The organism is Streptosporangium sp. NBC_01469 (genome assembly GCF_036227305.1).
GTDB lineage: Bacteria > Actinomycetota > Actinomycetes > Streptosporangiales > Streptosporangiaceae > Streptosporangium.
Window position 1 is genome coordinate 6,907,474 of the sequence record NZ_CP109465.1, and the last position, 22,770, is coordinate 6,930,243.

Sequence of the window (22,770 nt, forward strand, 5' to 3'; positions counted from 1 at the left end):
CTGGTTATTACGCCATCCCTGCAATGAGCGAGGCCACTCCGGTGCGCCGGGAAAGCGGGAAAAGCCATTGCCGGTCGGCTAGTGTGAATATTCCGGTCCGGATCCGGTGTTCTGCGGAGGCGCGGATGACTGACAATGTCCGAGGCATTTTTGCGGCCCGGCTCGACGAGCTGATCAACATTTCCGAGCTGCCGCCGGACACGATTGTGCGGGAGGTCTCCCGGCGCCGGCCGGCGGGCGAGTCGTGGCGGCTGACCGTTCAGCGGCTCAGCGACTGGAGACATGGCAAGAACGTGCCCAACGAGAAGCCGCTGCGTCTGCTGGTACGGGTTCTGATCGAGCATGCGCGAGCTCGCGGTGTCGTTCCCGATCCCGTCACGAGGGATCTCTTGAACGAACGGAACTGGCCACACTGGCGTGAGGAGGCACGGGCGGAGACCGTCAAGGACGGCACGGCGCCCGTCATCGGGCTGGCGCCGGCCACCGATTTCGTGCCGCGCGCCGGCCTTCACGAACAGGTGCTCGCGGCGGTCCTGGCGGAGCCGAGCCGGCAGGAATCCTCGATGGTGTTCGTCTGGGGACCGGGGGGATTCGGAAAGACGACGCTGGCCCAGATGGTGAGCAGGGACGAACGCGTCAGGAGGCGGTTTGCCGACGGTGTCCTGTGGATCGTCCTGGGCATGCGCACGACGGATCAGGAGCTAGCCGCGAAGATCAACGATCTGTCGGGGCAGTTAACGGGTAACCGCCCGACCTTCGTCGATCCCCAGCAGGCCGGATACTTCCTCGGCGCGCTGCTGAGCAGACGGAGCATGCTGGTCGTCATCGACGACGTCTGGTCGGCTGAGCAACTCGCCCCCTTCCTGGGCTCCTGGCAGCGATCGGCGCGGCTGGTGACTTCTCGGGTGTCCGCGCTGGCCCCGGATGAGGGAGTGACGGCCATCGAGGTAGGTCCGATGACGGCTGCGGAATCCGCGGAGATGGTCCGTCCGGTCATTTCGACGGACGTGCCGGGGTTGCCGGCCCTGTTGGAGCACTCGGCGGGATGGCCGGTGCTGTTGGCTCTTGTTCGCGGCGCGTTGCGCAAGATCCTCGCCATGGGAATGTCGGCCGAGGAGGCCGTGGCGCAGATCGAGGGCATGATCGCGGTGGCCGGCCCCGCGGCGCTCGATCCGCCGGGCGGCGAACCCGACGTGAACGATCCACGCCGCCGCAACCGGGCGGCGGCCGCCACGATAGAGGTGAGTCTGTCGCTTCTCGCCACTACGGGCGGGGATGGCTGGCTCGATCGTTACGTGGACTTGGCGGTGTTTCCTCGCGAGACCGAGATACCGCTGTACGCGTTGGAGCACTACTGGGCGGCGCGTGGCGCGATGAGCCGCCCGCAGGCGTACTTGCTGTGCGCGGCACTGGCTGATCTGTCATTGCTCACGGTGCGGCGGGTTGGATCCGAAACCAGGGTGACCTTGCACCAGGTGATATACGACTACCTCTGGCACCGCGTCGGCGATGGCCTCCCTGACTTGCACGCCGACCTGGTTTCCGCCATTTCCTCGCAGGTCCCGTCGGCGGAGGACGGGGGACCGCATTGGCCGTCGCTCTCCAGTGAGCTGCCTTTTTACTGGCGCTGGCTACCACACCACATAAGAGAGGCACACGGGGACGGCACGGCGCTGGTCGCTGTCCTCGCCGACCTGGATTGGACCGTGGGAAAGCTAAACCTGACGGGCCCGGCCGAGGTAGAGGCCGACTTGCTGCTGTCCGTATCCGAAACCGCCCGGCTGCTGCGTAACTTCATCACGCAGAACGCCCATCTGCTCGCACCGACGGATCCCGTTGAGGCGCTCGGTGCCGTGCTGCTCTGTCGCCTGCCCCTGTTGCCTGAACTTGCCACCGGACGGGTGGCACTCGAATCCACGCTGCCTTGCTACTGGCTCAAATCGGAGGTCACCAGCGGGCTGCCTGACCGGCCGGACCCGGCCCTCACCCGGGTGATCATCCACGGCGATTGGCTGACCACCGTCTCTGTGACAGCAGACGATCGCTGGCTGGTGACCGGAGCCGATGACGGCAAGATCCGGATCTTGAGCTCCGAGAGCGGCAAAGTGACGGCGATCTGGGAACCGGCCAGGGAAATGCTGGGAGAGATCTCCTACGACGAGATGATGCCCATCCAATGGGAGAACGCCCAGGGAAACAGCTTTATCGCGCTGGCGACCAAGTACGCGGTGCACTCGCATGTGCTGTCTCCCGATGAGACCTGGCTGGCCGCGGGGTGCCTCGGCGCGGGAATCGCCATCTGGGATCTGCGGAGGCAGCGGTTGCGTGCCGTCATCGAGGACGGCGAGATGCTGCCGTACATGATGACCTCGACCTCCGACGGCAGGCTCATGGTGACCTGCGACAACCGGAACCTGGTTCGAAGCTGGAACAGCCGCGACGGGCGGCCGCACGCGACGATGGCGGGTCATAACGGCGCGGTCTATGCGATGACATCGCTCGGTGATGACATCGTGGCCAGCGGCGGCGAAGACGGGTACGTCCGGATTTGGAATGTCCGGGAGGGGAGCGAGCAGGCCTGTTGGGGCCCCGTCGCCGGGCAAATCCGGTCGATCACGTATGACGCTCGCGCGAATCTGATCGCCGTGGGGGTTTTAGATGGGCCTGTCACGCTTATTGACGCCGCCGACGGCTCGCAGCGTACGTCTGCGGGGAACGCCTTCACGGAGTCGGTCGTGTTCTCGCGTGACGGGAAGGAGTTGTTCGCCGGCCTGATGTCAGGAGAGATCGTGGTGCTCACGACGCCCGACATCACGCCGGTCCGGCTGCTGCTAGGCCACGACGAGGCGGTGGAATGCCTGATGCCCGCCGTCGGCGACCGTTGGATAGCCTCCGCGAGCAGGGACGGTTCCTTGCGCATCTGGTCGAAGGAATCCGAGGCGCCCCAACCTGTCGCCGCCCCCAGTCGCCTGAGCACGCCACCAACGGGGGGATTGTGGCGTGCTCCAAGCGGACCGGCCGACCATGCGCCTCAGTCGGTCAACCCCCTGACGCGGCTGCTCCGCGTGTCCAGTGTGCATTCCTGGAAGAAGGCGGCCGAACGACACACTTTCTGGCAGTGGGTACATCGGATCAACGCCGCACTGTTGTGGGGTGAGAACGACGAGGAGGCGCGGAAGGCGATCATCGCTCGGCTGGAGTCCGTCTCCCGGCTGTCGGAATCCCGCGGCGAGGTGGAAGACGAGGTCAGTAGCCGGGCAACGTTCGCCGCGTATCAGAAGGAAGGAACGGTGACCGTCGTCGAGGTGCCGACGGGCTTGGAAATCACCACGATGACAGGCTTGTCCGGTACGGCATCCGTTCGTTTCGCGCCGCAAGAGGACTATGTGGTGATGTCGGCCGACGGTCGTGCCCAGATCTGGTCGCTCACCGAGCCCGGGACGGTCGTCGATCTCGACGTACCGGAGGGCACCCGGGGTGAGTTCGCCTGGTGGCTCCTGGTGAGCCCGCTCGGTGACTGGACAGCCATCGCCTCCGAGACGCATGTGTGGGTCTGCGACTCCAGAAGCGGCCGGATACGGGGGTACGCGGAAACGGACTCCGCGAGCCTGGTCGGGGTGGACGGCAAGGAGGGAAGCTGGTTCGCCAGTTACTCCGACGGCTTGGACTTCTGGTCCGCGGAGGACTGCACGCGGCTCTTCTCCGGAGGCGAACTGCCGGGTGGTTTCAGCACGCTCGCGCAGCATCCCAACGGACGCTGGATCTGCGCCGCCGACAACTACGGTGGTGTCAACATCATGAGGTACGGCGACGGCGCCGCCATCGGACGCCTCGATGGCCACAAATCCGCCGTCAACGACATCGCGTTCAGTTCCGACGGTCAATGGATCGCCACGGTCGACCTTGACGGGCAGCTGCGCGTCTGGGAGGCGCTGACCAAGACGTGCGTGACTGTGGCGCGCGCCGACGGCGCGCTCGTGAGATGCCAGTGGCAGGGCGTTCTCGCCCTGAGCCTGGTCGGGCGGAGAGGGCTCTACAGCCTGGCGCTACGTCAGCCCGGAGAGGTTGGAGCCCGGCGCATGCTCCAAAAGGCCGAGAGCGCTGACCCGTACTCGTTCGAGACGGCGGTCGCCTTGCTGGCCCTGGGCCGTGTGCTGGGGAACTCGGAGAAAGACGCGGAAGGTCTGGCGGCCTATGAGCGAGCTTTCGAGATCTACCATCGGCACGGGCTGGATCAGACGCCTGAGGCCGCCCCGCTGCTGCGCGAACTGTCCATTCTTACCCATCGAGTTCACGGTTCAGCCGCCGCTGAGGCCATCGCCCTGCGTGTGCTCGGCGTCATACCGCCGGACGTTCACAATTCCTGGGAACGAGGCCAGGCTCTCCATCTGATCGCCGGGCACGTATACGCGCAGGGCAGGGTGCAGGAAGCCGCGCGGTTGCTCGTCGAGGCGTGCGACGCGGCGGAAGCGGTAGGGGTGTCGAATCGCCGGGGTGAATACGCCTCCTTGCTGTCGGACTGCGCGAGGATCTGCTATCAGGCCGGTGACCGCCCCGCCACCGAGCTGACGCTGCTCCGGCGGATCGCCGTGCTGAAAACGATGGATCAGACCCTCCCGATCGGCGCGGCGCTTTTCGACCTCGCCCGATTCAAGGTCGAGTCGGGCCGTGCCGATCAGGCGGTAGCGGACTATCGGGCGGCCGTCACGGCTCTCGAAGGGGCCGACGGGGAGTACTCCTCCGTCCGGGAGTCCGCGTTCGACGAGCTCGTGGGCACACTGATCGGCCTTGGCGATCTGGCGGAAGTGGAGGAGGCTCTCAGCTCGGGGGGCGGGAAAGCCGAGCACTTTCTCGGTATGGCCCGCATGCTGAGCGGGCAAAAGCGCTACGCCGAGGCGGTGGAGCCGTACGAGCGTGCGATGGCCGCCTTTTACAGCGCTGAGAATATGACCGGGGTCAAATTCACCGTTAGAGAACTGGGTCTCACCTATTACGAATTAGAAGAGTTCGGAAAATCCGAGCCCCTTCTGGCCAGAAGCCTGGAGCTGTACGAGGCGGCGGACCCCGCCGGCGCGGAGACCGGAACGGCGCTGATCGAACTCGCCCGAGTCGTCGGCGAACTCGGCGGTGCGGAGGCCAATGCCTACTACGAACGAGCGATCGCCCTCCTCGACGCGCTCGGCGACGAACACCTGTACGCACTGGGAATGGCGTTGCGAGAATTGGCCAGCAGGATTTTCTCCGCCGGGCTCCTGACCGAAGCCGAACCGTGGTATCGGCGCGCCATCGAGAACGAGGAGACCCGTAATCCCGGTTCACCGTTCGGCGGAATGCTGATGTTCGATCTCGGTCGTATCCTCCTCGATCTGGGGCGTCCCGAGGAGGCCTGCGAACTGATGGCCCAGGCACTGCGCCACTGGGCCGCTCCCGGCTCCATCTCCGATGAGATCAGAAGCTTCGCTCGCGAGGCCTACGCCGACGCGGTCGAGGCGGCATCGCGACACTGACCTTCTGGATCAGCTGCCATCTGTCGCCGGCGGGCGATCCGGACCATCTGAAACTGGTCACCTTCCACCAGACCGCGCCGGCCAGGACGTCGACTGGACCGATTGAGCAACGCCGGCTGACAGCACAGGGTCCCGCCGGGAACTCTTCCGGCGGGACCCGTCTCGGGGCTTGAGCAGCAACCGAACGGCCAGTCACGTTAAGGAGCCCGGCGGGCGCTTCTTATCGTGACTGGCCGTTCGGATGCGGGTGGTCGCAGGAGTGACGAGACGGCGGCGCCGGTGAAGTCGGGAGGTGTGGGTTGACGCTGGGAGTCGTACGAGATCTACGCGAGCACCGAGCCCCTAACAGCGAAGAAGATCTTGCCGCCTTCGAGATCGACGTCCTGGCGGGGTTCGTGCTGGCTCGCGCGTCAGCCGGGCTGACCGACAGCACCATCCGCAACGACGCCAATCACCTGGAGCTGATCCGAGACTGGTTCGGCCGACCGCTGTGGGAGATGCAGCCTGAAGACGCCGATGTCTACTTCGGCAAGGTGCTGCGGGATGCCAAGCCCTCCACCCGCACCGGGCGGGCTGCGGCTCTGACGGTGTTCTTCCGGTTTCTGGAGCTCAGGCACAAGGTTGAGCTGCATAACCTCACCGGCCGGGTTGTCGAGTGCCCGCTCGATGGGGTCAACCGTCCACGATTGTCAGTGGATCCGCAGCTGCGCGTCCCACCGACCGCCGAGGAGATCGAGCAGCTGTTCGCAGGGTGGCGCGAAGAGCTGCTGAGCTGCCGCAAGTTCTGTCGGGCCTGTGGTCGGGAAGCCCCAACGTGGTCAAGATCGACGAGCTCGACGTCATCTGCACCGTGCTGAGCTGCGGCGTCGAGGAACTGCTGATCCCCGAACCCGAGAGCGTGGCCGAGCCGCGGCACCACAACGATGATGAAACTGCGACGGTCGGCCAAACCATGGCGGTCGGCCAAACTCGGTCAGTCACCCCGCGCACCGGCGCCGGACGGTCCCTACCGCCTCGATGAACTGCCCACACTGCGCCACCCCGTTGCCGGAGAAGCGACGCCGAGACCAGATCTACTGCAGCCACTCCTGCTCAGCGTTGGCCTCCTACTACCGGCGCAAGAACGGCCAGCCGGTCCTGCCTCGCTGGCAGCATCCGGCGTTGACCGCAACTGATCCGGTGCTGCGCGCAGCGGCACGTCACGCTCAGGAACTCGACCAAGCCCACGATTGGAACCCCTCGACCACCAGATGTGTGCTGGATGGGCTGATCATGGTGCTGACCGGCCTTCCCGCAGGTGAGCGCGTCCCGCTCAGCGAGGTCCGAGCCCGGCCGCACCGCTGGGTGTCGCGTCCTCGGCTCGTCGAAGTGCTCACCGACCTGGACCTGCTCCACGACGACTCCATTCCGGCGATCAGATCCTGGGTCGATCACGTCACCAGCCATCTCACCCCCGGCTTCATCAATCCCGTCCGGCAGTGGCTGCTGGTCCTGCTCGATGGCGACACCAGGTCGCGCCCCCGGTCCGCGTCCAGCATCCATGTCTACTTCAGTTGCGTTCGACCGTTCCTCGACGACTGGGTGGCGCGCTACGACCATCTGCGGGAGGTCACCCGCTCCGACATCGGCGCAGCGCTCGGACCGCTCAGCGGCTCACGACGCGCCACCACGACCAACGCGATGCGATCGCTGTACCGCCATCAGATACACCGCCGTCGCCGAGCACCTGCTCGCCGACGAACTCGACCAGGCACCCAGCCACGATCCCGTTTGAAGAGCAGCCGGAACCCGCCGGAAAAGGGGACCGGAGCGTGAGTGGTGATCGCTAAGGTGATCGTCATGGCACTGCTGTCTCGCCTCGACCGTTTCAACCGGCGGCACCCTTGGAGCCACAACGACCACTACGGCCGCTGGGTCGCCGACCGAGTGGCCGCGTCCGGGGCCCGCCACGTCCTCGACGTCGGGTGCGGCACGGGTAACCTCGCCGCTCTGCTTCGCCGACGCGCCGCTACCGTCACCGGGCTCGAACCCGATCCCGCGACCGCCCGCGCCGCGGCGGAGCGCTTCGCCGACGACCCCGCGGTCACCATCGTCCAAGCCGACTTCGCCGGGCGCGACCCGCAGCGGCGATGGGACGCCATCACCCTCGTCGCTGTCTTGCACCACCTCTCGCTGGCGCCCACCCTGCGTGAACTGCGCGGCTGTCTCACCCCGGGCGGGCGTCTCGTGGTCATCGGCTGCTACCGGGAGGCCGGGCCCGCCGACTTGCTCGCCGCCCTGCCTGCCATGGTTGCCAACCCGATCATGGGAATGATCAAGCACCCGGCCCGCGCCGATGAACCGCCCTTGCACATGACGGCGCCCACCACCGATCCGCAGGAGACCCTGGCCGACATCCGGGCCTCGGCCGCACGGGAACTGCCCGGCGCCCGGATCCGACGTCGCCTGTTCTGGCGATACACCTTGGTCTATGACGCCCCCAACGGACGGAACGGGGCCTAACGCCCCGCCGCAGAGAAGCCACTAACCAGCCCAAACATACCTCCAGGACCCCTTACCGCCATATTCCGGATTCCGGCTTGACTGCGAAGCCTCGGTGCTGGTCGAACTCTCCACGTTTTCGGCTCCCACAAACCGAACCGACGTCGGTTCCCGATGAAAGTCCTTCAGGTCGTGCGTCGCGCTGGAGCCGCGAGCTATCGCCGCTGCGTCAGGCGCGGCTGGCGCGTAACTGGATGCTAGAGAACGTGGTCGAGGAGATCGACTTGCGGACGCCGGGCGGCCAGCGGGGGTGACGCCGAGCACGGTCACGGGCTGAAAACTGGGCCGGCACACCACCGGAACCGGCCATCGCGAGACGTCGTGTGAGATCCACGGGCGGGCGCCGCGCGAGCTGGGGTGCCGGTAAGAGCGCACCACGCCCACGTTCTCAGCCCAGGTGGCCGGCCTGGTCGAGCAGATATCGCTGCTCGACCAGGTTGCCGGTCAGGGAAGCCGCCTCACGATACAGCCTCGCCGCGCCGGCCGCGTCGCCGGTCATCTGGAGCAGGTGGGCGCGCACCGCGCGTTCGCGTTGCCGGATCAGCGGGTCCTGGCCGAGCTGGAAGCGGCGGTTGAGGTCGTCGAGCAGGGCCAGTCCTCGAACCGGCCCGTACGCTTTGGCCACGGCCACCACCCGGCTCAGCCGTACCGGCGGGATGGGGTTGAGCCGTTCGAGCCACAGGTAGAGCGCCGCGATCTGCGGCCAGTCGGTCTGCTGCGGCGAGGTCGCCGCGGCGTGCACGGCCGCGATCGCCGCCTGCAGCTGGTAGGGGCCGACCTCGCGGCGGTCCCAGACGCTGTCGATCAGCTCGGTGCCCTCGCGGGTGAGGTCGCCGTCCCATCGCGTCCGGTCCTGCTCGTCCAAGGGCACCAGCTCGTCGTGGCCACTGGTGCGGGCGGGACGACGGGCCTCGGTGAGCAGCATCAGCGCGAGCAGGCCGGTGACCTCGGCGTCGGCGGGCACGGAGGCGTGGAGCATGCGGGTCAGCCGGATGGCCTCGCTGGTCAGGTCGACGCGGGCGAGTCGGTCGCCGGTGGAGGCGGTGTAGCCCTCGTTGAAGATCAGGTAGAGCACCTGCATCGCGGCGGCCATCCGGCTGTCGCGGTCGGTGTCGGTCGGCGGGGTGAAGCGGGCGCCGGCGCGGGCCAGCCGCTGCTTGGCGCGGCTGATCCGGGTGCCCATGGTGTTCTCCGGGGTTCCATGGGCATGCGCGATCTCGGCGGTCGTGAGGCCGCCCACGGCCCGCAGCGTGAGCGCCACCTGGGAGGCGGCGCTCAGCGCCGGGTGACAGCAGAGCAGCAGCAGGGCGAGGCTGTCGTCGGTCTCCCGCGCGGCGCCCGGCTGGCGGTCCGGTTCCCGCATGGCCAGCTCGGCGACGCCGGCCTCCTGCTCACGTCGGCGCCGGGACTGGTCGGCGCGGAGCAGATCGACCATCCGCCGATAGCCGATGCGAATCAGCCAGCTGCGTGGGTTGTCCGGCACGCCGTCGGCCGGCCAGATGCGGCTCGCGGTGAGCACTGCCTCCTGCACCGCGTCCTCGGCGACGTCGAAGCGGCCGAAACGCCGCACCAGCGCGCCGAGCACCTGTGGCGCCTCGACGCGCAGCAGGTGCTCGATGCCGGCGTTCATGCTCGCGTGCGCCTTTCCCGCCGCCCGGCCGGCCGCCGGTTCGGCATGATCGGTCACGCCGTGAAGTCCTCGCCCATGATCGGCCGGATCTCGATCGGCTCACCCAGCACCTCGACGATCCGCGAGACGATCTCCACGGCTCGTTCCTGGCCGGCCACGTCGATGACGGCGAAGCTGGCCAAGACCTCCTTCAGTTCGGCGAACGGCCCGTCGGTCGCCACCACGCCGTCAGCGGTCTTGCGGACCGTGGTGCTGACCGCGGGATGACCGAGACCCTCGCTGCTGACGAACTCGCCGGTGGCGATCAGTTCCTGCTCGAACTTCTGGTAGGCGGCGAACGCCGCCAGCGCCTCCTCCGACGGGGTGTCAGCGGTCGCGGCGTCCCAGGCCGCGGCCGGGGTGTGGCTGAGCAGCAAGTACTTCATGGTGGATCCTCTTTCGAACGTTCCGGAAAGCGTACGCGAGGTCAGGCGGAGCGGCGCAGGGACAGGGCCAGGACGGTCGTCCAGGTGAAGGCGACCAGGCCGTTGACGGCGATCTGGACGCTCATGTGATCGGGCGACATGGGCAGCAGCAGGACGAGCGCGGCGGCGCCGTTGCCGATGGCCGCCGGCACGGCCCGGCGGCGGGCGTATCGGACGACCAGCACGATGGCGGCGATGGCCAGCGCGGTGAAGGAGACGGCGGCCGCGGCCGAGTGCGTGATGCTCTGCCAGGACATCTGAGCCACCGGCCCGTCGGGAGTCCCGGCGGGAAAGCCGTTTTCCGGGTCCATGATGAACATACCCGCGGCGATCATCCCGGCCCCGAAGATCCCAACGAGGATGGGCAGCGCCCGCCGGCCGATCCCCTCGGTGACGGTACGCCTGACACCGCCGGCCAATGCCAGGCCGCCCAGGCCGGCGAGCACGAACGTGGCGATCTGGATCCAGCCGAGGCCGCCGGTGGAGAGCTGGCTGATCGGATGGCGGGTGATGTCGAAGCCCTCGCGGGTGAGCATCTGGATGGTCGCCGAGGTGAAGAACACCGGCCCGGCCAGAGCGCCGACGAGCAGCAGGTGGCCGGTCGAGCGGCGGACGGCGGGGACGCCGGTGGTGGCCGGGGTGGTGGCTGCGGTGGTGGCCATGACTTCCTCCTTGAGGGGTGGGTTCCTGCCGCTACCTCGGAGCCGAATCTGGGCTCTCGACACGGCCGCGATGTGATCTGAAACACACCCGGATCGTGTCGAAGCTCGTAAGCGGGCTCCGAGGTACCGGCAAGCAGTCACCCAAGCCACCAGGAGAATGAGATGTCCGAGATGACGGAGACCTACCAGCCGAGCGCCGATGTGAAGGCCCTGGATCGCCTGGTCGGTACCTGGGCGGTCACCGGCGGCGCTGCGGGAACCGTGCGGTACGAGTGGATGCCCGGCGGCTTCTTCCTGCTCCAGCATGTCGATCTCACCCAGTTCGGCCAGCCTGTCACCGGTCTGGAAGTGATCGGAAACCTGCGCCCGTTCGGCGAGCCGGCCGGCACGGACGTGGTGTCGCGCTTCTACGACTCGACCGGAAACACCCTCGACTACGTGTACGAGCTGACCGGCGACAAGCTGACCATCTGGGGCGGCGCGAAGGGCAGCCCCGCCTACTACGAAGGCATGTTCAGCGCCGACGGCACCGCCGTCACCGGCGCCTGGGTCTACCCCGGCGGAGGCGGATACGAATCCATCATGACCCGGATCTGACCTCGGCTCACGTCGCCGATCTGATCGGCCGGGACGAACTGGGAGCGCCTGGTCGGCGGTTCGGTGCCGGAGCACGGGCATCGAACCGCCGGCCGGCGGCCAGGTGGAACGGAAAAGTCGATCCGGTACGCCGCCGTTTCGAAGGACGCCCACACCACGGGGTGCCGTTAACGAGCGTGCTACCAGTCCCAACCGGGTCTGTCAATTAAACGGCTCTGGCACGAATCCGGTGGTGACGGAGTGTACGGGCTGGCAAGGTGACCTTGGTGTGCCTCGAAAGTCTTGAAGATGCTGTTCCCGCAGTTGGCCGACGTGGTCCTCGAGCAGGTGATCACAGAGCAGCAGATCGTGCGGGTACGAGCCCGAACACGATCGGTAGCAGCATCCTGCCCCGCCTGTGGAGTCCCGGCCCGGCGAGTGCACGCCTACCACACGCGGCGTCTGGCGGATGTGCCGGTCGGCAGCCACACCGTGGTCGTTGACCTGCGCGTACGCCGACTGGTGTGCGAGGCCCGCGGTTGTGTGCGGCAGACGTTTCGTGAACAGGTTCGGCAGGTGGCGGCTCGTTATGCGCGTCGTACTGTGGGGTTGGCCGCGCTGATCGTGGACCTGGCAGTGGTGCTGGCCGGTCGCGCCGGCGTGGCTGTGCTGGCCCGGCTGGCGGTGAAGGTCTCGCGGACCACGGTGCTGCGCTTGTTGATGAGCGTTCCCGCCCCCGCCGGGCCGGTGCCCGCAGTGCTGAGCGTGGACGACTTCGCGCTGCGACGAGGCAACAGCTACGCGACCTTGCTCATCGACGCGGTCACTCACCGCCGCATCGATGTGCTGCCTGACCGCAAGGCCGCCACATTGACCGCATGGTTACGCGAGCATCCCGGCGCCCAGGTCGTGTGCCGTGACGGCTCAGCCGCCTACGCCGAAGCCATCCGCCAGGGAGCACCGGACGCGGTACAGGTCAGCGACCGCTGGCATCTGTGGCACGGCCTGGCCGCCGCAGTGGAGAAGACCGTGGTCGCCCACAGCCGCTGCTGGCACACCGCAGGGCCCCGCCGCACCGGCGCGCTCACCGAACGGACCCGCCGCAAGCATGCGCAGGTCCACACCCTCCTCGACCAGGGCCTCGGGCTGGGCGAATGCGCCCGACACCTGGGCTGGGGATTCAACACGGTCAAACGCTACGCCCGCGCCGCCTCGGCCAACGACCTCCTGCGCCCGCCCAAGTACGGCGCCACTCTGGTTGATCATCACCGCGAGCATCTGCGACGCCGCTTGGCCGAAGAGCCCGGCGTGGCGGTCACCCATCTGCTGGCCGAGATCCGCGAGCGCGGCTACACCGGCAGCGCCAACCTGCTGGTGCGCTACCTCAACCAAGGGCGCGCCGACCCCGACCGCACCCCGCCCTCACCACGCCGGCTGGTCTCCTGGCTGATGAGCCGTCCCGACGACCTGCCACCGCATCGCCGCCGCCACCTGGAGGAACTGATCCCCGCATGCCCACACCTAACGGCCCTGGCCGCGCGGGTGCGCGAGTTCGCCGCCATCCTCACCCAGCGTCGCGGTCACGACCTTGACGACTGGATCAGCACAGTACGCGCCGATGACCTGCCCGCCCTGCACAGCTTCACCCTCGGCCTGGAAAAGGACAAACAAGCCGTCATCGCCGGACTGACCCTGCCCTACAGCAACGGCCCCATGGAAGGCACCAACACCAAGGTCAAGCTCCTGAAACGCCAAATGTACGGCCGAGCCGGCTTCGCCCTACTCCGACAGCGGATCCTGCTCTCCTAGCAACGCTCTGTCACCACCGGATTCGTGCCAGAGCCAATTAAACGGTGTAACTGATCGTTTTGGTTGTCTACTTCTGGCCGGCTGATAGGCGTCCGTCGAAGGTGATGGCGAAAGCGTTCAGCGCGGCCTTCCACCGAGTGACCCAGCGCTTGCGGCCCTTGCCGGTGGGATCCAGGCTCATGATGGCCATGTAGACGCACTTCAGCGCGGCCTGCTCGTTCGGGAAGTGGCCGCGGGCCTTGACCGCTCGACGGATTCGGGCGTTGACCGACTCGATCGCGTTGGTGGAGCAGATCACCCGGCGGATCTCGGCGTCGAAGTTGAGGAAGGGCACGAACTCGGCCCAGGCGTCCTCCCACAGCTTGACGATCGCCGGGTACTTGCCGCCCCAGACCTCGGCGAACTCATAAAACCGCTCCAAAGCGGCGGCCTCGGTCGGCGCGGTGTAGATCGGCCGCAGTGCTTTGGCGATGGCGTCCCAGTGCTGGCGGGCGGCGTAGCGGAAGGAGGCGCGCAGCAGGTGCACCACACAGGTCTGCACGACGGCCTGCGGCCAGACGGTCTCGATCGCCTGTGGCAGGCCCTTGAGCCCGTCGCAGACCACCATCAGCGCATCCATCACGCCGCGATTCTTGATCTCGGTCAGCACATGCAGCCAGAACTTGGCACCCTCGCCACCGTCGCCGGCCCACAGACCGAGGATGTCGCGCTCGCCGTCGACGGTGACCGCCAACGCCACGTAGATGGGCCGGTTGGCGACCTGACCGTCACGGATCTTGACGTGGATGGCATCGATGAAGATCACCGGGTAGACCGCATCGAGTGGCCGGTTCTGCCATTCGGCCATCCCTTCCAGCACCTTGTCGGTGATGGTGGAGATGGTCTGCTTGGAGACCTCGGCGCCGTAGACCTCGGCCAGGTGCGCGGAGATCTCCCCGGTGGTCAGCCCCTTGGCCGACAGGGAGATGACCATCTCATCAACGCCCGACAGCCGCCGTTGCCGCTTGCGCACGATCTTCGGCTCGAAGCTGGCGTCCCGATCCCGCGGGACGGTGATCTCCACCGGGCCGACATCGGTCAGCACCGTCTTGGACCGGGTGCCGTTGCGGGAGTTACCTGCTCCGCGACCGGCCGGATCGTGCTTGTCGTAGCCGAGATGGTCGGTGATCTCGCCTTCCAGCGCCGACTCCAGTACCAGTTTGGTCAGCCGGCCCAGCAGTCCGTTCTCTCCGACCAGCTCCACTCCGTCGGCTCGGGCCTGGTCGACCAGTTTGGCCACCAGCTCGCGATCCGACGTTTCGTGATTGTCTCGCCGCGCCACCGCGATCTCCTCCAGGTCCGTGTCTGCGGATGCCTGGATCACAGTACTCATCAGGTGTTTCCTCCTTGATCAGGAGTTACACCGTTTTTTAGGCTCTGGCACGAATCCGGTGGTGACAGAGCGTTGCTAGGAGAGCAGGATCCGCTGTCGGAGTAGGGCGAAGCCGGCTCGGCCGTACATTTGGCGTTTCAGGAGCTTGACCTTGGTGTTGGTGCCTTCCATGGGGCCGTTGCTGTAGGGCAGGGTCAGTCCGGCGATGACGGCTTGTTTGTCCTTTTCCAGGCCGAGGGTGAAGCTGTGCAGGGCGGGCAGGTCATCGGCGCGTACTGTGCTGATCCAGTCGTCAAGGTCGTGACCGCGACGCTGGGTGAGGATGGCGGCGAACTCGCGCACCCGCGCGGCCAGGGCCGTTAGGTGTGGGCATGCGGGGATCAGTTCCTCCAGGTGGCGGCGGCGATGCGGTGGCAGGTCGTCGGGACGGCTCATCAGCCAGGAGACCAGCCGGCGTGGTGAGGGCGGGGTGCGGTCGGGGTCGGCGCGCCCTTGGTTGAGGTAGCGCACCAGCAGGTTGGCGCTGCCGGTGTAGCCGCGCTCGCGGATCTCGGCCAGCAGATGGGTGACCGCCACGCCGGGCTCTTCGGCCAAGCGGCGTCGCAGATGCTCGCGGTGATGATCAACCAGAGTGGCGCCGTACTTGGGCGGGCGCAGGAGGTCGTTGGCCGAGGCGGCGCGGGCGTAGCGTTTGACCGTGTTGAATCCCCAGCCCAGGTGTCGGGCGCATTCGCCCAGCCCGAGGCCCAGCCCGAGGAGGGTGTGGACCTGCGCATGCTTGCGGCGGGTCCGTTCGGTGAGCGCGCCGGTGCGGCGGGGCCCTGCGGTGTGCCAGCAGCGGCTGTGGGCGACCACGGTCTTCTCCACTGCGGCGGCCAGGCCGTGCCACAGATGCCAGCGGTCGCTGACCTGTACCGCGTCCGGTGCTCCCTGGCGGATGGCTTCGGCGTAGGCGGCTGAGCCGTCACGGCACACGACCTGGGCGCCGGGATGCTCGCGTAACCATGCGGTCAATGTGGCGGCCTTGCGGTCAGGCAGCACATCGATGCGGCGGTGAGTGACCGCGTCGATGAGCAAGGTCGCGTAGCTGTTGCCTCGTCGCAGCGCGAAGTCGTCCACGCTCAGCACTGCGGGCACCGGCCCGGCGGGGGCGGGAACGCTCATCAACAAGCGCAGCACCGTGGTCCGCGAGACCTTCACCGCCAGCCGGGCCAGCACAGCCACGCCGGCGCGACCGGCCAGCACCACTGCCAGGTCCACGATCAGCGCGGCCAACCCCACAGTACGACGCGCATAACGAGCCGCCACCTGCCGAACCTGTTCACGAAACGTCTGCCGCACACAACCGCGGGCCTCGCACACCAGTCGGCGTACGCGCAGGTCAACGACCACGGTGTGGCTGCCGACCGGCACATCCGCCAGACGCCGCGTGTGGTAGGCGTGCACTCGCCGGGCCGGGACTCCACAGGCGGGGCAGGATGCTGCTACCGATCGTGTTCGGGCTCGTACCCGCACGATCTGCTGCTCTGTGATCACCTGCTCGAGGACCACGTCGGCCAACTGCGGGAACAGCATCTTCAAGACTTTCGAGGCACACCAAGGTCACCTTGCCAGCCCGTACACTCCGTCACCACCGGATTCGTGCCAGAGCCGTTTTTTATACAGTCCCTGATCTATCCCAGAGCTACTTTGGGGCTGGGGTCATGTTCGGGAGAAGACGCCCGTCATATCGGGGTAGCCGTAGTTGCCGCCGAAAATCGGGCGGATATCGCTGGCCAGCGATGATGCGGCCGGTTGGCCGTGCCGATCAGGTGCTCGCCTGGAGCATGGCGAAGTCGGCGTGGGCCTGCTCCACGGCTTTGGGATACGCCTGCCGCTTCTCATGCTCGGCCAGCGCCCGGTAGATGCTCGCCAGGCTCGGGTGTTGTCCCTTGCGCTTGCCGGTGGGGATGATCAGGTCCGGGCGGATGTCCTCCACCGACTCGCCGTTCGCGCGGCGGCGGAGCACGGTGTGCAGCATGTCGTCGGTGATCACCGGCGGGCGTCCGCCATGGTTTCCCTTGCGGGCTGCGGCATTCAAGCCTTCCAGGGTGGCCTCGCGGATGTTCTCGCGTTCGGTCTCGGCCATCGCGGCAAAGAACGTGAACAGCACCCGCCCGGTACCGGACGGGTCGTAGATCCCGGTCAGCGGCCCGGCGAGCATCTCCAGGGCGATGCCGTGCGCGGTGAGGTGGTCGGCCAGCGCGGTCAGCTCGGCCGAGTCCCGGCCCAGCCGCTTCATCTCGTACACGGTGAGGATGACTCGGCAGTGCGGGGCGTGCGCCTTGATCTCGCGGCAGGCCTCCAGGGCGGCTTCGAACTTCGGGCGGACCCGCACGCGGGTGGATAACTTCTCGGCGAAGATCTTCTCGCGCGGGATACCGTGTGCGGCCAGCGCGTCCAGCTGGGACTGAAGTTCCTGGGTGAGGTGGGAGCAGCGGGCGTAGGCGACGCGGATGTCCGTGGCCGGGGTGTCGGCGGGGATCGGCGCCGGCGGCGGAGTGCCTGGCCGCCACAGCCGCCCCGGCCCGCGGTCGGTCGGGGTCGACACGCGCAGCAGCTTCGCCAGCCGAGGGACTTTGGTGAACCGCCCGGTGTGGTAGGTCCCGGCGACGGTGCCGGAGCGCGACCGACACGGCGAGCCGGGCTCGACCAGGCAGCGCGGGCACGGGTGCCGCTCGATCTCATCAGCGTCGGACACGGCGGTGATTTCCGGCTTACTCACCCTGGAATCGTCTCACAAACATCTCGCAAAACACCCCGCCCCAGTTCACGTGAGAACGGGTTCTGAGATGAAATCGGGCCTCCGTCGTTCCCTGCCAACGCCTTGTCGATCTTGATCTCAGAATGGATCGTTTCTGCGAACCGCGAACCGTCACCACTGTCACGCAGAGCTGCTTTGTGGGCTGGCAGTGCGGACTGAATCTGGGGCTCTTGGGAAGTGGCGACGACCCGCGCGAGAGGTCAGGAGGCCGAGTTGACGAAGATCGTGGTCGTTAATACCCTTTTACTAATCTAATAGGAAAAGGGTATTGCGGTGATCAAGCTTCGCCTCGACCCAAGCTCTGGTGTGGCGACATATCTGCAGCTGGTGCATCAGGTCAAACACGCCTTGCGGCTCGGCGCGCTCATGCCGGGTGATCGGCTGCCGACGATCAAAGAGGTTGTCAGCGACCTCGCGATCAATCCGAACACAGTGGCCAAGGCCTACCGCGAACTGGAACACGAGGGCCTCGTCGTCGGTCGGCCCGGGTTGGGCACGTTCGTGCAGCGGTCCCTGGGCGGCGGATCCACGGCCGATCACACCCGGTTCCGCCGCGACCTCGCCCGGTGGGTGCGCGGCTGCCGTGAAGCGGGGCTCGACCAGGGGGATATGGAGGCGCTGTTCGCCTCGGTGCTCGCTGACTCCCCCCAGGAGGGGATCGCATGACGGCGGATCGGACAGTGGGGATGTTCGGCGGCGGATCCGGTGAGCTCACCGCCCCCGCACAGAGCCCGACGGCTCTGGAGGCCATGAGGCTCGCCAAGCGGTATCGGGGCACGTGGGCGTTGCGCGACTGCACGCTGTCCGTCCCCGCCGGCCGGGTGGTCGCGCTCGTCGGACCGAACGGCGCGGGCAAGTCCACGTTCCTGCACCTGGTCGCCGGGCTGATCGCCCCCACCCGGGGCAGCGTGCGTGTCTTCGGCGAACCGGTCGGGCAGCGGGCGGCCGCCCTCGCGCGAGTGGCGTTCCTGGCCCAGGACAAACCCCTCTACGACGGCTTCACCGTCGCTGAGATGCTCCGCTTCGGACACCATCTCAATCCGGGGTGGGACGACGCCCTGGCCCGGCAACGGCTGGCGGAACTGGACATCCCGTTGAACCGCAAGGTCGGCAAGCTTTCCGGAGGTCAGCAGGCACAGGTCGCGCTGACCATCGCCGTGGCCAAGCGGCCGGATCTGCTGGTCATGGACGAGCCGCTGGCCAACCTCGACCCAGTGGCCCGGCACGATGTCATGCGCTCCCTGATGGCGGCGGTGGCCGAGACGCAGATGACCGTCGTGCTGTCCTCCCACGTGGTGGCCGACCTGACCAACGCCTGCGACTGGCTGGTGGTGCTCAACCGCGGCCAGGTCCAGATCAGCGGCGAGGTCGACGAGCTGCTCGCCACCCATCGGATGCTGTCCGGTCCGGCCGAGCTGGCCGACGGGGTGGCGGCCCGGATGCCGGTGATCAGCGACAGCCGCAGCGAACGGCAGGCCGACCTGCTGGTGCGCACCGGCCCGGGAACGCCATTGCACGACCCGCGATGGAGAACGTCCAGCGTGAGCCTGGAGGAGCTGGTGCTGGCCTACCTGCGCCGCCCCGACACCACCTCACTGCCTCGTCCGACCCTGACCATTTCTGACCGTTAAGGAGACATGGAAGTGTTGTGGCTTACCTGGCGGCAGCACCGCATGCAGGTGCTCCTCACCACGGCGCTGCTGGCCGTCCTCGGCGCGGTTCTGCTCATCAGCGCTCTGGGCGCCGCCGACTTTGCCGCCCAGAACGCTCCGGCGACCGACTGCGTGACGGACACGCCCACATGCGGCGCTTACCTCGTGGAGATGAACGAGCGCACACGGCCGGTGGGTGAACTCCTCGGATGGCTTCCGCTGCTGGCCCCGGCGATGATCGGCGCCTTCTGGGGCGCTCCGCTGCTGGCCCGGGAGTTCGAGCACGGCACGCACCAACTGACCTGGACCCAGTCGGTGACGCGACGCCGCTGGCTGGCGACCAAGATCGTCGGGCTCGGTGCCACGGTCACGCTCGGCGGGCTGGCGCTGGGCGGCATCGTGGAGCCGTGGCTGGCCGCCTTCGACGTTCCGCCCTACAACGTCGACCGCTTCGACTTGAGATGGTTCCGCCTTGTCGGCATCGTGCCGGCGGCGTGGTGGCTGTCCGCGTTCGTGCTCGGCATGGCCACGGGCGCGCTGTTCCGGCGAACCATGCCGGCGATGGCGGTGACCCTGGCGGTGTGCGCGTTGGCATTCTTCGGACTCCTTAGGGCGCCGTCCTTCTACGCGACACCGGAGCGAGCCGTACAGGCCAAGGTCATGGACGATCCCACACCGAATGACTCCCTTTACGTGAGCGGCTACTGGATCGACAGAAGCGGCGTGAAGTTCACCTCTCAGGAGAGAGCGCTCGCGCTCGCCGGCCCCTGTGGGACAGACGAGACGACCAAGAAGTACGCCAAGTGCTCATTCAGCCACGGCTATCGACAGGTCACCGAATTTCACCCCACGAACAGGTTCTGGCAGTTCCAATGGACCGAAGCGGGAATCTTGCTCATCCCCGCTCTCACATTGGGCGGCGTCGCCGTCCGGCGCACCCTTCGGCCCCGCATCTGAAACCAATTATCGCCTCATCACGGTGACGGGACGGCCTGGCGCAGGACCGTCACCGCCTTCTGTAAGGCGTCCAGCGGAGGGCGAGCAGTGGATCATGCAGGACCCTGAGAACAACGAGTTCTGCGTGGCGTAGGTCGGCCCGCTGCGGACTTGCCCGTCCTGATCAAACTGCTCGACTCTTCCTTAAGCAGATGCCCGAACGACAGCGCCCTTGCCGACTCGGCAGGTCAGAAGAGGGTGTCGCGCACCCGCAGCGGCCGGTAGCCAGTGGGGCCAAGCTGAGCCAGCTCGCCCTCGATGTCGACGTCGATGGGCCCGAAGAAGTTGATGTTCTCGCTGTGCGCCGGGGATATGTGGGCCAGCACCTCATCGTCGACGCGCCGCCCGGTGGCGCGCGGCTGCTGCCCCTTCATCTTCACCGTGACCATCGCCAGCGGTGGCCTGACGCTGAACGTGGCGGCCCTGGCCGACACACCCGGGTGCCGGACGCGTTGCGGGCCCGTGCCGAGGCCGCCGTCACACCGGCCGCGCCGATCTCAGGTGTCGAGCCGGACGGCGTCCGGCCGGGCCGACTCACCGGTCCAGCTCGACAGCAGGCGCAGGGCGTGCTCGGAGGGGGAGCCGGGTTCGGCGGTGTGGACGGCGAGGGTCTGGTCGGGGTCGCCGTCGGGGGTGAGGGCCTCGTAGTCCAGGGTGAGCTCGCCGACCAGGGGATGGTGGTAGCGCTTGGTACCGAAGGTCCGGCGGTGCACGTCGTGCTCGGCCCACCAGCGGCGAAAGTCTCCGTCCCGCAGGGACAGCTCGCCGATCAGCTCGGCGAGGCGGGGGTCACGGGGGTGGCGCCCGGCGTAGAGGTGCAGCGCCGCGACGGTGCCGCGGGCGGAGGCCTGCCAGTCGGCGTACAGGGCACGGGCGGTCTCGTCGAGGAAGATGAAGCGGGCCATGTTGCGCTCCCGGTGCGGCAGCGCGTCGAAGTCGGTGTACAGGGCGCGGGCCATCCGGTTGGCGGCCAGCACGTCCGTACGGTGGCCGAGGATCAGGGCCGGGGCGTCGCCGAGGGTCTCCAGCACCCGGTACAGGCCCGGCCGCACCCGCTGCGGCGGCATCGGCCTGCTCCGCCCGCGGACGGGCCTGGCCACGGTGAACAGGTGCTCACGCTCCGTCTCATCCAGGCGCAGCGCGCGGGCCAGAGCCTCCAGCACCGCCTCGGACACGTTGACGTCGCGGCCGCGCTCCAGGCGGATGTAGTAGTCCACGCTCACCCCGGCGAGCAGGGCGACCTCTTCTCGGCGCAGGCCCGGAACCCGGCGAGCTCCCGGCTGCGGGGCCAAGCCCGCCTCCCGCGGGCCGACCCGGGCCCGGCGCGAACGCAGGAACTCCCGCAGCTCGGCGTTGCCTCCGGAGGAGGGAGAGTGGTCGCTCATATCCCCAGGTTAAGTGAGGTGTGATGGTGCGCCGCCGCCCGTGGGGGGTACCGCCGGACCCCCGGTCGGCCAGACCCCGGGTGGGAAGGGGCCCCTTCCCCGTACCGGGGCCAGGGGCCGCCGGTGGTTGGTTGAAAAGGGGACACCAGGACTGCGGCCGTTGCGGGCCCGCCGGTGCCCCCCTCCCGGCGCCTGGGCCGGGACACGACAGAAAGGCAGTCCCATGATCGAACCAACGTTCCCCGTCACGCCGTTCACCGCCCAGTCGACCGCCGCCGAGGTCGCATCCGGCGTCGACCTCACCGGCCGCCGCGCCGTCGTCACCGGCGGGGCGTCCGGCATCGGGATCGAGACCGCCCGCGCGCTCGCCGGCGCGGGCGCGGAGGTTACCCTGGCGGTACGCGATCTCCAGGCCGGTGAGCGCGTCGCCGTGGAGATCGGCGGACGGGTCCGCGTCGCGCCGCTCGACCTCGCCGACCAGAGGTCCGTCGCGGCCTTCACCGCCGCCTGGGACGGCCCCCTGCACATCCTGGTCAACAACGCCGGGGTGATGATGACCCCCGAGCTGCGCACACCGCAGGGCTGGGAGTTGCAGTTCGCCACCAACCACCTCGGCCACTTCGCGCTGGCCACCGGACTGCACCGGGCACTCGCGGCGGCCGGGCGGGCCCGCGTCGTGGCGCTCAGCTCGGTCGCGCACCTGCGCGAGCCGGTGGACTTCGACGACCTGCACTTCCGGGTGCGCGCCTATGACCCCGAGGCCGCCTACGCCCAGTCCAAGACGGCCAACGCGCTGTTCGCGGTCGAGGCGAACCGGCGCTGGGCCGTTGACGGCATCACCGTCAACGCGGTGCACCCCGGGGCGATCCTCACCAACCTCACCCGGCACATGGATCAGGAGGACCTCGACGCCTCCATCGCCGGCGGCGGTTACACCTTCAAGACGCCCGAGCAGGGCGCGGCCACCTCAGTGCTGGTCGCGGCCTCGCCGCTGCTGGAGGGCGTGGGCGGCCGCTACTTCGAAGACTGCGCCCCGGCCCGGCGCCACGTGCCGGGGACCTCCGGCGGCGTCGCCGACCACGCCCTCGACCCCGGCGCGGCCGACCGGCTCTGGCGGGTCTCCCTCGATGCGCTCGGCGCGTGACGCGGTGACGCCGACGTGGGCGAGTACAGGCAGGCCGATTGGTGACAACGAGTCCGCGTCCCACCCTTTGACGGCGCCGCCCCCTGCGGTGGCGAGAACGTCGCCGCCGGGCGCGGCCACGATCGCGGCCCCATACAACCGGGTGACCAAGCTGAAAAGGTGCCCGGCTCCAGCCGATCAAGTCGCCGCCATCCATCCCTATGGGTCACTCTATACTTACTCTTGGTAG

The 22,770-nt window shown here is 68.0% G+C and carries 19 protein-coding genes; 11 read left to right on the forward strand and 8 right to left on the reverse strand.

Translation table 11 applies throughout. From position 1 onward, the window contains the following. The first annotated feature begins 125 nt into the window (after positions 1-125). From OG587_RS30285 to OG587_RS30305, 5 genes are all read left to right on the forward strand, one after another. Entirely contained in the window at positions 126-5,507 is a 5,382-nt protein-coding gene (locus OG587_RS30285) for an NB-ARC domain-containing protein (protein WP_329081131.1), read from the forward strand. Positions 5,508-5,806: 299 nt separating this feature from the next. Then, a complete protein-coding gene (locus tag OG587_RS30290) occupies positions 5,807-6,364 on the forward strand; it encodes a hypothetical protein (RefSeq protein WP_329081133.1) in 558 nt (185 codons plus the stop codon). Then, on the forward strand, positions 6,259-6,528 hold the full coding sequence (locus OG587_RS30295) for a helix-turn-helix domain-containing protein (RefSeq protein WP_443075263.1): 270 nt from the start codon (positions 6,259-6,261) through the stop codon (positions 6,526-6,528). Before OG587_RS30290 ends, OG587_RS30295 begins: the two co-directional genes overlap by 106 nt. A 77-nt stretch (positions 6,529-6,605) precedes the next feature. Then, entirely contained in the window at positions 6,606-7,322 is a 717-nt protein-coding gene (locus OG587_RS30300; protein ID WP_329081137.1) for a hypothetical protein, read from the forward strand. Positions 7,323-7,346: 24 nt separating this feature from the next. Further along, positions 7,347-8,009, forward strand: a complete 663-nt coding sequence (locus OG587_RS30305) for a class I SAM-dependent methyltransferase (protein WP_329081139.1) — start codon at positions 7,347-7,349, stop codon at positions 8,007-8,009. A 427-nt stretch (positions 8,010-8,436) separates the two neighbouring features. On the opposite strand, the gene OG587_RS30310 is transcribed toward OG587_RS30305, so the two are convergent. From OG587_RS30310 to OG587_RS30320, 3 genes are read right to left on the reverse strand one after another with little or no spacing between them, the layout of a single operon-like run. Further along, positions 8,437-9,735: an RNA polymerase sigma factor gene (locus OG587_RS30310; RefSeq protein WP_329081140.1), complete on the reverse strand. Its 1,299-nt coding sequence runs from the start codon at positions 9,733-9,735 to the stop codon at positions 8,437-8,439. Continuing rightward, complete coding sequence (locus tag OG587_RS30315) at positions 9,732-10,103, reverse strand: YciI family protein (RefSeq protein ID WP_110697474.1); 372 nt, start codon at positions 10,101-10,103, stop codon at positions 9,732-9,734. Before OG587_RS30315 ends, OG587_RS30310 begins: the two co-directional genes overlap by 4 nt. Before the next feature lie 41 nt (positions 10,104-10,144). Then, complete coding sequence (locus tag OG587_RS30320; RefSeq protein ID WP_329081146.1) at positions 10,145-10,804, reverse strand: DUF998 domain-containing protein; 660 nt, start codon at positions 10,802-10,804, stop codon at positions 10,145-10,147. A 162-nt stretch (positions 10,805-10,966) separates the two neighbouring features. On the opposite strand from OG587_RS30320, the gene OG587_RS30325 reads away from it, so the two are divergent. Together OG587_RS30325 and OG587_RS30330 are read left to right on the forward strand one after the other, a co-directional pair. After that, positions 10,967-11,401: a hypothetical protein gene (locus OG587_RS30325; RefSeq protein ID WP_329081148.1), complete on the forward strand. Its 435-nt coding sequence runs from the start codon at positions 10,967-10,969 to the stop codon at positions 11,399-11,401. Positions 11,402-11,689: 288 nt separating this feature from the next. Next, complete coding sequence (locus OG587_RS30330) at positions 11,690-13,189, forward strand: ISL3 family transposase (protein WP_329081150.1); 1,500 nt, start codon at positions 11,690-11,692, stop codon at positions 13,187-13,189. Between the two features lie 67 nt (positions 13,190-13,256). Here the strand turns inward: OG587_RS30330 and OG587_RS30335 are convergent, their stop codons facing one another. From OG587_RS30335 to OG587_RS30345, 3 genes are all read right to left on the reverse strand, one after another. After that, on the reverse strand, positions 13,257-14,561 hold the full coding sequence (locus OG587_RS30335) for an IS256 family transposase (protein WP_329081152.1): 1,305 nt from the start codon (positions 14,559-14,561) through the stop codon (positions 13,257-13,259). 75 nt (positions 14,562-14,636) lie between these two features. Further along, positions 14,637-16,136, reverse strand: coding sequence for an ISL3 family transposase (locus tag OG587_RS30340; protein ID WP_329081154.1), 1,500 nt, complete (start codon positions 16,134-16,136; stop codon positions 14,637-14,639). Between the two features lie 232 nt (positions 16,137-16,368). Further along, on the reverse strand, positions 16,369-17,325 hold the full coding sequence (locus OG587_RS30345) for a recombinase family protein (protein ID WP_329081156.1): 957 nt from the start codon (positions 17,323-17,325) through the stop codon (positions 16,369-16,371). 312 nt (positions 17,326-17,637) lie between these two features. Between OG587_RS30345 and OG587_RS30350 the strand changes: the two genes are divergently transcribed. The 3 genes from OG587_RS30350 to OG587_RS30360 are packed head-to-tail and all read left to right on the forward strand — an operon-like array spanning position 17,638 to position 19,973. Next, positions 17,638-18,030 carry a GntR family transcriptional regulator gene (locus OG587_RS30350; protein WP_329081158.1) on the forward strand — a complete coding sequence of 131 codons (393 nt, stop codon included), beginning with the start codon at positions 17,638-17,640 and terminating at the stop codon, positions 18,028-18,030. Further along, on the forward strand, positions 18,027-18,995 hold the full coding sequence (locus OG587_RS30355) for an ABC transporter ATP-binding protein (protein ID WP_329081160.1): 969 nt from the start codon (positions 18,027-18,029) through the stop codon (positions 18,993-18,995). Before OG587_RS30350 ends, OG587_RS30355 begins: the two co-directional genes overlap by 4 nt. 6 nt (positions 18,996-19,001) lie before the next feature. Beyond that, positions 19,002-19,973, forward strand: coding sequence for an ABC transporter permease (locus OG587_RS30360; RefSeq protein WP_329081162.1), 972 nt, complete (start codon positions 19,002-19,004; stop codon positions 19,971-19,973). A 227-nt stretch (positions 19,974-20,200) separates the two neighbouring features. On the opposite strand, the gene OG587_RS30365 is transcribed toward OG587_RS30360, so the two are convergent. Beyond that, positions 20,201-20,446, reverse strand: a complete 246-nt coding sequence (locus OG587_RS30365; RefSeq protein ID WP_329081164.1) for a hypothetical protein — start codon at positions 20,444-20,446, stop codon at positions 20,201-20,203. Between the two features lie 63 nt (positions 20,447-20,509). Beyond that, the gene (locus OG587_RS30370) at positions 20,510-21,397 is read right to left on the reverse strand and encodes a helix-turn-helix transcriptional regulator (protein ID WP_329081166.1); all 888 of its coding nucleotides are present in this window, start codon (positions 21,395-21,397) and stop codon (positions 20,510-20,512) included. Between the two features lie 223 nt (positions 21,398-21,620). Between OG587_RS30370 and OG587_RS30375 the strand changes: the two genes are divergently transcribed. Then, complete coding sequence (locus tag OG587_RS30375) at positions 21,621-22,541, forward strand: SDR family NAD(P)-dependent oxidoreductase (RefSeq protein WP_329081168.1); 921 nt, start codon at positions 21,621-21,623, stop codon at positions 22,539-22,541. Positions 22,542-22,770 lie beyond the last annotated feature (229 nt).

What these genes read in the sequence shown, in the direction of transcription:
- OG587_RS30285 (WP_329081131.1), top strand. Translation starts at nt 126, where the DNA reads ATGACTGACAATGTCCGAGGCATTTTTGCGGCCCGGCTCGACGAGCTG.
- OG587_RS30305 (WP_329081139.1), top strand. Translation starts at nt 7,347, where the DNA reads ATGGCACTGCTGTCTCGCCTCGACCGTTTCAACCGGCGGCACCCTTGG.
- OG587_RS30315 (WP_110697474.1), bottom strand. Translation starts at nt 10,103, where the DNA reads ATGAAGTACTTGCTGCTCAGCCACACCCCGGCCGCGGCCTGGGACGCC.
- OG587_RS30320 (WP_329081146.1), bottom strand. Translation starts at nt 10,804, where the DNA reads ATGGCCACCACCGCAGCCACCACCCCGGCCACCACCGGCGTCCCCGCC.
- OG587_RS30325 (WP_329081148.1), top strand. Translation starts at nt 10,967, where the DNA reads ATGTCCGAGATGACGGAGACCTACCAGCCGAGCGCCGATGTGAAGGCC.
- OG587_RS30330 (WP_329081150.1), top strand. Translation starts at nt 11,690, where the DNA reads ATGCTGTTCCCGCAGTTGGCCGACGTGGTCCTCGAGCAGGTGATCACA.
- OG587_RS30335 (WP_329081152.1), bottom strand. Translation starts at nt 14,561, where the DNA reads ATGAGTACTGTGATCCAGGCATCCGCAGACACGGACCTGGAGGAGATC.
- OG587_RS30340 (WP_329081154.1), bottom strand. Translation starts at nt 16,136, where the DNA reads ATGCTGTTCCCGCAGTTGGCCGACGTGGTCCTCGAGCAGGTGATCACA.
- OG587_RS30355 (WP_329081160.1), top strand. Translation starts at nt 18,027, where the DNA reads ATGACGGCGGATCGGACAGTGGGGATGTTCGGCGGCGGATCCGGTGAG.
- OG587_RS30360 (WP_329081162.1), top strand. Translation starts at nt 19,002, where the DNA reads ATGGAAGTGTTGTGGCTTACCTGGCGGCAGCACCGCATGCAGGTGCTC.
- OG587_RS30370 (WP_329081166.1), bottom strand. Translation starts at nt 21,397, where the DNA reads ATGAGCGACCACTCTCCCTCCTCCGGAGGCAACGCCGAGCTGCGGGAG.
- OG587_RS30375 (WP_329081168.1), top strand. Translation starts at nt 21,621, where the DNA reads ATGATCGAACCAACGTTCCCCGTCACGCCGTTCACCGCCCAGTCGACC.